Origin of the sequence: Planosporangium thailandense (genome assembly GCF_011947195.1) — a bacterium.
Classification (GTDB): Bacteria; Actinomycetota; Actinomycetes; order Mycobacteriales; family Micromonosporaceae; genus Planosporangium; species Planosporangium thailandense.
On sequence record NZ_JAATVY010000013.1, the window covers coordinates 95,889 to 107,933 of the forward strand.

At 72.1% G+C, this 12,045-nt stretch carries 9 protein-coding genes; 5 read left to right on the forward strand and 4 right to left on the reverse strand.

Features of this window, described 5'->3' with window-relative positions; genetic code table 11:
- The first annotated feature begins 58 nt into the window (after nucleotides 1-58).
- On the forward strand, nucleotides 59-1,228 hold the full coding sequence (locus HC031_RS18705; protein WP_167926635.1) for a winged helix DNA-binding domain-containing protein: 1,170 nt from the start codon (nucleotides 59-61) through the stop codon (nucleotides 1,226-1,228).
- Between the two features lie 8 nt (nucleotides 1,229-1,236).
- Here the strand turns inward: HC031_RS18705 and HC031_RS18710 are convergent, their stop codons facing one another.
- Nucleotides 1,237-3,357 (reverse strand): glycosyltransferase family 39 protein, encoded by a 2,121-nt coding sequence (locus tag HC031_RS18710; RefSeq protein ID WP_167926636.1) that lies wholly within the window; start codon nucleotides 3,355-3,357, stop codon nucleotides 1,237-1,239.
- A gap of 78 nt (nucleotides 3,358-3,435) precedes the next feature.
- Nucleotides 3,436-4,404: a LacI family DNA-binding transcriptional regulator gene (locus HC031_RS18715; RefSeq protein WP_167926713.1), complete on the reverse strand. Its 969-nt coding sequence runs from the start codon at nucleotides 4,402-4,404 to the stop codon at nucleotides 3,436-3,438.
- A gap of 255 nt (nucleotides 4,405-4,659) precedes the next feature.
- Here HC031_RS18715 and HC031_RS18720 point away from each other — a divergent pair, with 255 nt between their 5' ends.
- Entirely contained in the window at nucleotides 4,660-7,389 is a 2,730-nt protein-coding gene (locus HC031_RS18720) for a GH92 family glycosyl hydrolase (RefSeq protein WP_167926637.1), read from the forward strand.
- A gap of 40 nt (nucleotides 7,390-7,429) precedes the next feature.
- On the opposite strand, the gene HC031_RS33215 is transcribed toward HC031_RS18720, so the two are convergent.
- The gene (locus HC031_RS33215) at nucleotides 7,430-7,885 is read right to left on the reverse strand and encodes an NUDIX domain-containing protein (protein WP_240942668.1); all 456 of its coding nucleotides are present in this window, start codon (nucleotides 7,883-7,885) and stop codon (nucleotides 7,430-7,432) included.
- A gap of 98 nt (nucleotides 7,886-7,983) precedes the next feature.
- Between HC031_RS33215 and HC031_RS33220 the strand changes: the two genes are divergently transcribed.
- From HC031_RS33220 to HC031_RS18740, 3 genes are read left to right on the forward strand one after another with little or no spacing between them, the layout of a single operon-like run.
- Nucleotides 7,984-8,172, forward strand: coding sequence for a hypothetical protein (locus HC031_RS33220; protein WP_167926639.1), 189 nt, complete (start codon nucleotides 7,984-7,986; stop codon nucleotides 8,170-8,172).
- 30 nt (nucleotides 8,173-8,202) lie between these two features.
- Entirely contained in the window at nucleotides 8,203-9,237 is a 1,035-nt protein-coding gene (locus HC031_RS18735) for an SMP-30/gluconolactonase/LRE family protein (protein WP_167926640.1), read from the forward strand.
- A 55-nt stretch (nucleotides 9,238-9,292) separates the two neighbouring features.
- Nucleotides 9,293-9,877 (forward strand): hemerythrin domain-containing protein, encoded by a 585-nt coding sequence (locus HC031_RS18740; RefSeq protein WP_338090728.1) that lies wholly within the window; start codon nucleotides 9,293-9,295, stop codon nucleotides 9,875-9,877.
- Nucleotides 9,878-9,897: 20 nt separating this feature from the next.
- Here HC031_RS18740 and HC031_RS18745 read toward each other — a convergent pair whose 3' ends face one another.
- Entirely contained in the window at nucleotides 9,898-11,922 is a 2,025-nt protein-coding gene (locus HC031_RS18745; protein WP_167926641.1) for a glycoside hydrolase family 55 protein, read from the reverse strand.
- Nucleotides 11,923-12,045: the final 123 nt, after the last annotated feature.

Consider the following 12,045-nt stretch of genomic DNA (forward strand, 5'->3'; position numbering starts at 1 on the left):
CACCCCGGTTTCGGGGTGCCGCCACCGTCGTCTTCCGTCAACTGGTAGGAAGGCATCTATGCGGCGGATTGGCATCGACGAACGCCGGGCACGGCTGGGGGCCCGGCACCACCTCGCCGCCTCGGCCACGGCGTCGAGCCCTGCCGAGGCGGCCGCGGGCGTCGTGGCGCTGCACGCCACCGACCCGGCATCGGTCTTCCTCTCCGTACAGGCGCGGACGGCGGCCGTGGACGTCGAGGCGATCGAGCGTGCGCTCTACGAGGAGCGGACGCTGATCCGCATGCTCGGCATGCGCCGGACCATGTTCGTGGTGCCGTCCGAGTCGGCGCCGGTCATCCAGGCTGCCTGCGCCCGGGCGATCGCAGCGGTGCAGCGCCGCAAGTACACGCAGTTCATTTCGGACGCCGGGCTGGGCGACGGGGCCTGGCTCGCCGACGTCGAGGACGCGACGGCGCGGGCGCTGGCCCGGCTCGGCGAGGCGACCGGGGCGCAGCTGTCCGCCGCCGAGCCGCGCCTGCGCAGCCAGGTGCGGATGGCGGAAGGCAAGTCGTACGCGCGCGACACCGCCATCACCACCTGGGTGCTGTTCCTGCTCGCCGCCGACGGCCGGATCGTCCGCGGTCGGCCGAACGGCTCGTGGACGAGTACGCAGTGGCGGTGGTCGCCGATCGAGCGGTGGCTGCCGGACGGCATGGCCGAGCTGGCGGTCGAGGATGCCCGGGTGGAGCTGGCGCGCCGGTGGCTGGCAGCCTTCGGCCCGGCCACCGTCGCCGATCTCCGGTGGTGGACCGGATGGACGGCGACCCAGGTCAAGCAGGCGCTGGCGGCGATCAGGCCGGTAGAGGTGGATCTCGACGGGGAGACCGGGCTGGTGCTCCCCGACGACCTGGAGCCGGCGCCCCGACCGGAGCCGTGGGTCGCGCTGCTACCCGCGCTCGACCCGACCGCGATGGGCTGGCAGGAACGGTCCTGGTATCTCGGGCCGCACGGCCCGGCGCTGTTCGACCGGTCGGGCAACGTGGGGCCGACGGTGTGGGCCGACGGCCGGATCGTGGGCGGCTGGGCGCAGCGCGCCGACGGCGAGATCGTGTACCGGCTGCTCGAGGATGTCGGCAGCGACGTGGCCTCCGGGGTGGAGGCGGCCGTCGACCGGCTCGCCAAGTGGATCGGGGACGTACGGGTGGTGCCGCGCTTCCGCACGCCGCTGGAGCGGGAACTGTCCGCCTGAGCCGCGGGTCATCCGGCCCGGGCGCAGTCATACAGGCCGGACACGTCGAGCGCGGGGGCGTTGACGGGCTTGCAGTTGCCGGTCACCCACGTGGTCGTCGCGCTGTTGCCGCGCCGCCCGAAGCCCCCTCCTTCCAGCACGTACCGGGCCTGCCCAGCGGCGACGAGCTTCGCCAGTTGGTCGGTGGTCGGGAACGGGACCTGTCCGGAGAACCCGCCCATCGGAAGGACCGAGGCCCCGGCCAGGATGAGCGGTCCCGCCTGCATCGAGCCCTGCGTGGCGACCAGGTACCGGCTGCCCGGCTGGTGGCTCTTCAGATATGCGACGAGCCGCTCGGTCTGTGCGCTCGGCCGGTCGCTGACACCGCCGAAGCCACCGCGTCCACTGCGTCCCGACCAGGCGCCGGGTGCCTGACCACGGCCGGCGGCCCGGCCACCGTCCGGCGTGCCCCACATCCCGGACCGCTCGAACGTGCCGCCCCTCCGGTCACCGTCGAAGCCGCCGGCACCACCGGCCCCGGCTGCGAGGCCGTAGCGGCGATCCCGATCCGCGCCGCCGGTACCACCTCGGGCCGGGCCGAAGCCGAACCCCCGGGCGGGCCCGGCCGACGGGCCACCGCCCGATCCCGCGTACCGGCTGTCGTCGGTCGACGCGGCCCAGGCCGTCGGCGCGACGGCCAGCGCACCGACCGTGGCGGCCATCGCGACGGCGGCGATCCGGGCTCTTCGACCGCCTCTCGGAGTTCCGTGCCCCGCAACGCCCTGCATCAGGGTGGTGACCACGAGCAGGATCACACCGACCGCGCCGAGCGACACGAGCAGCGGGGTGAGCCAGGGCAGGAAGGAGGGGTACTGCCCGGACAGGTAGGCGGCCCATCCGATCGAGACGGCGACCGTTGCCGGCAGGAGCCAACGTCGCCGGCCCGGCCGTCGGTAGGCCTGCCAGAGCGTCACCGTGCCGCCGCCGGCCAGCGCCGCGACGGCTGGAGCCACGGCGACCACGTAGTACGTGTGCGCTACGCGGCCGGTCGAGAACGCGGCCGTGTAGACCGCCAGCCATCCTCCAAACAGGAGGAAGCCGGCCCGGACGGCGTCGGTGCGCGGGGTCCGCCCGCGCCACCAGATCCCGCACACCAGGCCGATGACAGCGAGCGGGTACAGCCAGCCGACCTGGGACGCGACGTCGGCGCCGAGCATGTACGAGGCGACGGCGCCGCCGTGTCGACCGAAGCCGACCGCCGTGTCGGTGTTCAGCCCGTACCGGTTGAACAGGTTGTAGTCGAACACCATCGACAGCGGGGAGTTGTCGGTCGAGCCGTCGATGTACGGGCGCGCCGACGCCGGCGTGAGCAGCACCATGACGATCCACGACAGGGACACCGCGAGCGTGACGAGCCCGGCGAGCCCGACGTGTCCGAGCGGGCGGCGCACCGTACCGGGCGCGGCGACCAGGTAGGCAAGGGCCAGCGCGGGCAGGATGCCCCACGCCTCGACCATCTTGGCCTGGAAGGCCAGCCCCACCCAGACTCCGGCCAGCAACAGCCAGCGCAGCCGGCCGCCCGCGACCGCGCGTTGCGTCGCATCGGCGGCGAGGACCAGCAGCATCGTCAGTAACGTGTCGGAGATCTCGGCGTGGGAGAGCGCCGCGACGATCGGCGTCGTGGCGAACGCCGCCGCGGCCAGGATGCCGGCGGTCGGGCCGATCCAGCGGCGTACGACCCCGTACAGCACGAGCAGGGTGACCACGGTTTCGACCACCTGCGGCAGCAGGACCGACCAGGTCGAGAAGCCGAAGATCCGGGCCGACAGCGCCTCGACCATGAACGCGCCGGGCAGCTTGTCGAGCGTGATCGACGCTGCCGGGTCGTACCCGCCGTAGAGGAACGCCTTCCAGTTCTCGGCCATGCTCTTGACGGCCGGGGCGTAGAACCCGTGCAGTTCACCGAGGCGCACACCCCAGGCGTAGAACGCGCCGGCGACGACGGCCAGCAGGAGCAGCGCCGGTCGGGCCCATCGCGGCTGGCCGGCGGGGGACAGCCAGGGCAGTCGACGGCTGCGCGCGACGGGTGGGGTGCCGGAGGTGGTGGCGTTGGGCGGGATGCCGACGGATGGTGCAGCGGTCGCGCTCACACGGTGACTCTGCCGGACGAAGGTACGAGAAACCTTCGGTGGCATTGGGAGTTTGCTGAGAATCGGTACCGATCAATGCTAAAGTCCGCGTTCGACGAGCCGTGTGGGCAGGACGGTGGTGGTCGGCGGGGAGTCGTCGCCGTCGATCCGCTGAAACAGCAGCCGAGCCGCCTGCCGTCCGAGCTCGCGGGTGTCGTATCTGATCACGGTGAACGGTCGTGGCATGAGATGCGACAGCTCGAAATCGTCGAACCCGACCAGCGCCGCGTCGCTGCCGCGCCGCCACAGTTCGCGTACCACGCCGACGGTGATGCGGTTGTTCGTACTGAAGAAGGCGGTGGGCGGGTCGGCCGAGTCGAGCAGGTCGGCGGTGACGTGTGCGGCGGTGTCCGGGTCCGCCACGCCGTCGCGGATCAGCGCGGGATCGCCGGTGATGCCGGCCTCGGCCAGTGCGTGCTGCGCGCCGCCGAGGCGTTCGGCCATCGTGTAGACGGCGGTGGAGTCGAGCAGTGTGGCGATCCGCCGATGCCCCCGCGCGAGGAGGTGCCGTATGCCGGCCTCCGCGCCGCCCCGGTTGTCGAGCAGGACCGTGTCGGCGAGCAGGCCGCCGGCGGGGCGGTCGAGGAACACCACCGGTGTGCCCATCTCGACCTCGACCCGCAGGAAGGTGTGGTCGAAACCGGCGGGTACGACCAGTAGCCCGTCGACCCGCCGGGAACACAGGTCGAGCAGCAGGTCCTGCTCGCGCTGCGGGTCCTCTTCCGAGCTGGCGGTGAGCAGCATGGTGCCGTGGGTGCTCGCCACCTCGGCGACGGCCGCCGCGACGGTCGCGTAGAACGGGTTGCCGATCTCTTCGATGACGAGCCCGATCGTGGATGTCGCCCCGCCCGAGCGCAGCGTCCGCGCGAGGCCGTTGCTGCGGTAGCCGAGTTCGGTGACGGCCGCGAGTACCCGGTCGACGAGATCCTGCCGTACGTACGGGGCGTTGTTGACCACCCGTGACACGGTCTTGACGCTGACGCCGGCGCGGTCGGCGACGTCGACCATGGTCGGGCGGCGCGCCGGCCGGCCCGGCGCCGCCGCCTCGGGCTCGGTGGCCGGGTCTGTTCGCTTCGCCATGCCACCTCCGATCCGGTTTCCATCGACGTCCCGCGATTCGATCACGGCGCGGGCCTCCCGCCAAACCCCCTATCTCATCGTGGCGGGTACTTGACACCGTGTTACATCGATGAGTATCTATTACCGCACGGCGTACTGGCAACGTTGTCAATCGCTCCCATCACGAGAACGGGAGACGGCAGTATGTCCCTTGCCCCGGTACCCCCACGTTCCCTCGCCGGCTTTCTGGCCGGTAGCGTCATGCTGGTAGGCGCGGTCGCGGTCCCGACCGCGGCCGCCGCCCAGCCAAATGTCCGCATCGGACGGCCCGCGATGGCCAGCGTGACCCCGTACATCAATCCCTTCATCGGCACCGACGACAGCAACTCGCCGGACCCGGTCGGCGGCGGCGCCGGCGGAAGCACCTACCCGGGCGCGGTCGTGCCGTTCGGCATGGTCCAGTTCAGCCCGGACACCCCGACCGCGTCGCCGTCGGGATACCGCGACCGCGACCGCACGATCGAGGAGTTCAGCCTCACCCACTTCGACGGCGCCGGCTGCCCCAACAACGAGGATCTCGGCATCCTGCCGGTCACCGGAGACCTCGGCGGGTCGCCCGGCGCGAACTGGACGAGCTACGCCTCCGGCTACACCAAGGCGAACGAGGCCGCCTCGCCCGGGTACTACCGCAACCGGCTCGACCGGTACGCCACGACGGTCGAACTGACCGCGACCACGCGTACCGGCATGGCCAAGCTGACGTACCCGAACACGACCTCCGCCCGGGTCCTGGTCAACACCAGTCGCAGCGCCACCGGTAACCGGCGCGGAGACCTGACGATCAACGGATCGCAGCTCACCGGCAGCGTGACGGCCGGCGGCTTCTGCGGATCGAGCAAGACGTACAAGATCTACTTCGCCATCCGGTTCGACCGCGCGCCGACCGGGTCCGGCACCTGGCAGGGCGGCGCGGTCTCGCCCGGCTCGGCGAGCGTCAGCGGAGTCGACACCGGCGGGTACGTCACCTTCGACACCAGCACGAATCCGACGGTCACGATGACGGTGGCGTTGTCGTACGTGAGCGCCGCCAACGCGACCGCGAACCTGGCGGCGGAGAACCCGGGCTTCGACTTCACAGGCGTACGCGCCGGCGCCGACGCCGCGTGGAACGCCGCCCTGAGCCGGGTGCAGGTGAGCGGCGGGGACCCGGCCGACCTGCAGAAGTTCTACACCGCGCTCTACCACGTGATGCAGAGCCCCAACGTGGCCAGCGACATCAACGGCCAGTACATGGGCTTCGACAACGCCGTGCACACGGCCGGACACCCGGTCTACCAGAACTACTCCGGCTGGGACATCTACCGGTCGTGGGCGGCGTTGATGGCGTTCGTCGCCCCGGACGTGATGACCGACGTCGTCAGGTCGATGGTGCTCGACGGGCAGCAGGGCGGGCTGCTGCCCAAGTGGTCGCAGGCGACCAACGAGGACTTCATCATGACCGGCGACCCGGGGCCGATCATCGTGGCCAGCGCGTACGCGTTCGGCGTGCGCGGGTTCGACACGGCGGCCGCCCTCGCGCTGATGCGCAAGAGCGCGGCCGGCGGCACCACGCAGGGCAAGGCGATCCGCGGCCGGGAGAGCGGGTACGAGTCGAAGCATTTCATCGCCGAGGACCCGTCGGACTCCCTGGAGTACTCCGCCTCGGACTTCGCGATCGCCCAGTTCGCGCACGCGCTCGGCGACACCGGCACGTACCAGGCGGCCATGGCCCGCGCCCAGTGGTGGCGCAACGTGTTCAACCCCGAATCGGGGTACATCCACCCCCGCCACGCCGACGGCACCTGGCCCTGGCCGCTCGACCCGGCCAGCCCGTCCGGGTACACCGAGGGCAACGCCTCCCAGTACACCTGGATGGTCCCGTACAACCTCGGCGGCCTGATCGACGCGATGGGCGGCGCGCCGACGGCGATCCAGCGGCTCGACCACCACTTCACCCAGCTCAACGGCGGCCTGTCCCGGCCGTACTTCTACATCGGCAACGAGCCCGAGCACGGCGTGCCGTGGGTGTACAACTTCGCCGGTGACCCGGCGGGCACGTCAGCCGCGGTGCGCCGGGTGATGACCGAGTCGTTCACGACCGGGGCCGGCGGCCTTCCCGGCAACGACGACCTGGGCGCGACGTCGGCGTGGTACGTGTGGGCGGCGCTCGGGATGTACCCGGCGACCCCCGGGGCCGACACGCTCGCCCTGCACGGCCCGCAGTTCCCGGAGATCGTCATCCGGCGGCCCGGCGGCGACGTGCGGATCACCGGCGGCAGCGCGACCGCGCCGTACGTGCGGGGCCTGTCGGTCAACGGCGTGCCCACGAGCCACAACTACCTGCGCTACGGCGACGTGGCGAACGGCGTGACGCTGGCGTACACGATGGGTGGCACGCCGGGCGACTGGGGGACCGGCGACGGTGACGTGCCCCCGTCGTTCACCGACGGCGCCGTCCAGCCGCCGGCCGCGCCGCGGCTCGGCCCCGACCTCGCGCTGAACCGTCCGGTCACCGGGTCGGCGACCTGCGCGGCGACCGAGACTCTCGGCAGGGCGGTCGACGGCAGCCTTGCGGGCAACAGCAAATGGTGCTCGCACGCCTCGCCCGGGGTCCTGCAGGTGGATCTCGGCTCGGCGCGCAACGTGTCGTCGTTCGTGGTCAAGCACGCCGGCCTCGGCGGGGAGACGACCGGGTGGAACACCGGCGCCTTCACGATCGAGACCAGCCTCGACGGTACGACCTGGCAGCCCGCGGTCAGCGTGACCGGGTCGCGGGCCAGCCGTACGTTCCATCCGGTCGCGGCGCGCAGCGCCCGGTACGTGCGGTTGACGGTCACGACGCCGACGAACAACGGCGACGACGCCACGCGGATCTACGAGTTCGAGGTGTACTGAACCTTCCGCCGATCTTGGACACTTGTGAGACCTATAGGTCTCACAAGTGTCCAAGATCGCGGAGTATCGCGCGGTGCTCCGCGGAGCGGAGGAACGTCGGCACCACCCGGTCGACGCGGCTGGCCAGCGGCAGCGCGAGGGCCTCCGACGGGGCGAAGAACCGCAGCGCCGCCCCCTCGCCGAGGACCAGGTCCTCCTGGCTAGCGCGCGCCGCGCCGTAGAACACGTGCCAGTCGATGCGCATGCCGGGAGTCAGGCGGGCCGGGAAGCTCTCGTGCGCGAAGAGCGTCAGGTCGCCGTGGACCCCGAGGCCGGTCTCCTCGTACAGTTCGCGCCGCGCCGCGACGGCCGGATCCTCGCCCGCCTCCACGTGCCCGCCCGGCAGGCCCCAGCGGTCCGGGTCCATCCGGGCGTCAGGTTCGCGCAGCTGCAGCAGGATGGCCCCGTCCTGGTTGACCAGTAGGACGCTGGCCAGACGCAGGACAGCAGGTGACATGTGATCACTGTAGGGGCAATGTGGCCCTGACCGGCCCGATTGGTCCGGTAGTCGACGCGTGTCCTGGGTACCTGTCCCACCAGGACACATGAGGGGGCGTGGATGTGATGACCGAGCCCGAACGCGCCGACGTGGACAAGACCGGCTTCTCCGAGGACGCCGATCCCGGTGCCGCTGGAGACTTCGCCGACGAGCACAGCGACACCACGTTCGCCGACGAGGTGGCCGACGGCCCCGAGCACGCCCGCGACCCCGACGAGCCCGAGGGGCGGGAGGGGCTCGACTAGACATCCCGCGCGGTGTGCGCACAATGGCGCATGGCCACCCCGACCGCACCGCGCTGGATCGACGCCGCGAAAGCGCCGGCGAGCACGCCGCCCCCGCTGGAGGGGGAGTGGGCCCCCGCCGACACCCGGCTCGACGACCTCCAGCGGTACCCGCTGCCGAGCGGCCACGGGCCCGAGGACGTCGTCGTCGACGCCGAAGGCCGGCTGGTCACCGGTACCGACGACGGCCGGCTGTGGCGCTGGCCGGTGCACGACGGGCAGCGCCCCGTGCCGGCGCCCGAACTCGTCGCGGACACCGGCGGCCGGCCGCTCGGCATCGAGGTCGACCCGCGCGACGGCAGCCTCGTCGTCTGCGACGCCGAGCGTGGGCTGCTGCGGGTCACCGGAGACGGCGCGGTGACGCCGCTGGCCGACCGCGCCGCCGGCAAGCCGATCCGGCTCTGCGACAACGCGGCGGTCGCCCGTGACGGCACGGTCTACTTCTCCGACAGCTCCGACCGGTACGGGTTCGCCGACTGGCGGCTCGACCTGCTGGAACACCGGCCCAACGGCAGGCTGCTGCGCTACGACCCGGCCAGCGGCGACACCGACGTGGTCGCCGGCGGGCTGTACTTCCCCAACGGGGTGGCGCTCACCCCGGACGAGTCGGCGCTGCTGTTCGTCGAGACGAGCATGCACCGGCTGATGCGGCTGCCGCTCGACGGCGGGTCGCCGACCCGGCTCGCGGACCTGCCCGCGTACCCGGACAACATGGCGCCGGTCGGCGACGGCACCTACTGGATCGCGCTGCCCAGCCCCCGGGTGGCCGCCCTCGAACGGCTGCTGCCGTACCCGAGGGTGCGGCAACTGGTGGCCAAGGTGCCGGAGCGGCTGCAGCCGCAGCCGAAACGGTACGGGCTGGCGGCGCTCGTCGACGGTGCCGGGCGGGTGCTGCGGACCCTGCACGGTCCCGCCGGCCGCTACCTGATGATCACTGGTGTCCGGCAGCACGGATCGACGCTGTGGCTGGGCAGCCTGACCGAGAACGCGGTCGCGCGGGTGAGCCTGGACGCCGGCCCGGGTTAGCGCACCCGGGCGGGCGGGTAGCCGCGCGGACGACCCGATTCGGCGGGAGGGCGCCGTGAGTGATCCGGCCGTGAGCAGTCCCCAGGGCCGCGCCGAGGATCTGGTGGACGTTCTCATCCATGACCACCGCATGATCGAAGAGCTGTTCGGTGAGCTGGAGACCGGTGACCCGGGCGCGGACGAGCGGCGCCGGCTCGCGAACGAGGTCGTGGCCGAACTGGTGCGGCACACCGTCGCCGAGGAGCGGTACCTGTATCCGACGGTCCGCAAGGTCCTTCCCGAGGGCGACCGGGTCGCCGACCATGAGATTCATGATCACAATGAGGCCGAGCGGGACATGAAGAGCATCGAGGGCCTCGACCCGACCACGCCCGACTTCGAGTTCACGCTCACCAAGCTGATGGGGGAGATGCGCCAGCACATCCTCGAAGAAGAGGTCGAGCTCTTCCCCCGGTTGCGGGCGGCGGCCGACCCGGCCGAACTGCGGGAGCTGGCCCGCAAGACGCAGCAGGTCAAGCGGCTTGCCCCGACCCGGCCACACCCGTCGGCGCCGAGCCGCCCGCCGGCGAGCACGCTGCTGGAACCGGCGCTCGGGCTCGTCGACCGGATCCGGGACGCGCTGAGCCGCCGCGCCACCTGAACACGCGGCCCGGCGGGCGGTCAGCCGTTGTACAGCGGAACCGCGCGTCCGTCGTCGCGCCAGTACGCCTGCTGCCGGGGCAGGTCCTTCGTCGTGGCGCCGCGATGGTCGCGGGCCAGCACCCGGTAGGTGCCGTTGCCGGGAGCCATGGTCGCGAACGACAGCACCATCGACGCGCCGTCGAGGCATTCGAAGGCCACGGCATTGCCGCTCGGCGCCTCGTACACCGCACCGCCGAGCACCTCCGTGCGGCCGCCCCGCTCGGTCCGCAGCAGCGGCCCGCTGCGCTCCGTCTCGAGGCCGAGCACCCACACCGTCGCCCCGGCGTTGACCAGCAGCGGGGAGATGTTCTCCGCGCCGGTACCCCGGTCGAGGTGGTTGAACTGCCGGGCCCAGACCTGCTGCGGCTGGTCGAACCGCCAGCCGGAGGCGGAGACGTCCTCCAGGTACAGCGGCCCCGCCCCGGCCTGGGCCTGGTAGCTGGTCGCGACGTTGACGGCGTCGACGTCGGTGAGCACGAGGGGCCGGGCGGTGTGCTGGGTGAACCCGACCAGGCCGGCGGCGGGGGAACTGCTGCCGGCGCCGTCGGTGATGCGCAGGCCCGAAACCGTCACGTCCCGTCCGGTGCCGTCGCCGACTCCGACGACGGCGGCCGGCGCGCTCGCGTTGCCCCAGGCCGGGCCGGTCGCGACCAGGGTCGAGCCGAAGCCGGCGAGCAGCCGTACCGCGCCGGAGACGCGCAGCGGCTTGGAGATCACGTACCGGCCCGTGGGCAGGTACACCGCCGGCTTGCCGGAGTCGAGGGCCTTCTGGATCGCGGCCGCGTCGTCTCCGTTGTCGTCTGGCTTCGCTCCGTACGCCGCGGCGCTGACCCAGTCGGTCGGCTGGGCGGGTACGTAGTCGGGGGTCTCGCGTACCGGCAGGTCGGCGGCCGGGCTCGGCGCGTCCGGGAACGGCGTGACCTCCGGCTTCGACACGTACGCGGTCACGTCGTCGCCTTTGATGATCCGTCCGCTCTGGGTCACCGCCGACCGGTACCCGGCCGTGCTCACCCGGCGGGTCATCAGGTCGCCGTTGCTCTGGATCGCGCTGAAGTCGACGGTGCCGCCGGTCAGCTTCGCGTCGACGAGGGAGACGAAGCCGTCCCGGTCACTGCGGATCGCTGGAACCGTGTTGCTGCTGGTCAGGTCGCGGATGGCGAGGATGTTGCCGCCGTTGTCGATCCCGGCGATCTTCTGCCCGGACAGGTCGAGGTGCTCCAGGGTCAGGCCGTACTGACCCTGGGCGACGCGGATGCCGTAGTCGAAGCCCTTCACGGCGACGCTGGAGATCAGCGCGGGGCCGGGCAGGCTCCGCGTGATGGACAGGCCGGTCGGGCCCGCGCCGGTCAGCGTGACCCGCCGGACCGACGCCACCGAGCTGCCCGTGTAGTCCACGGCGACGGCGCCCGGGTTGGCGCCGGTGTCGACGGTGAGATTCTCGAGCTGGTTGCCGTACCCGCTGATGGCGTCCGGGCGGCCGACCCCGTCGATGCTCGACGTGCCGGTCCGCAGCAGCGGCCGGGGGCTCCAGTGGTTGCCGAACCCGGCAGCGTGGTCGGCCAGCTTGATGATCGTGCTGTTGCGCTCCTCGCCGACCAGCCGCAGGCCGGACTGGCTGCGCCCGGCCTTGTTCCGGGCCTCCAACGGCTTGCTCACAAGGTAGGTGCCGGCGGGCAGGTAGATCGTGCGGCCCGGGTTGTCGGTGATGGCCTTCTGCAGCGCCGCGGTGTCGTCGCTGCTGCCGTCGCCCTTGGCCCCGTACACCGTCTTGACGTCGACCACGGCGTCGGCCGGGAAGCGCAGCCGGGGGCTGTCGAGGGCCAGGTTGCCGGTCGGCGCCGGCTCAGGGTCGGGCGACGTGGGGGTGCTAGGCGCTGCCGGGGCGGCGACCGGGGCGGAGGGCCTGGCCGCGACCGGGTGGATCGGCCGCATGCCCACGCCGGCCGTTAAGGCCACCGCCAGCCCGCCCACCAGGCTGATCAGGGTCAGTGCGGCCGTTGCCATCGTCTCGGACGATGGTCGCTTCTCGGTCATATGCTCCCTCGGACGAACCGCCGGTAGGCGCCGATCACCCTACTCAACCGTCGATCGCCTTCACACCCCGCGTGGCGCGAACGTCACAAACTC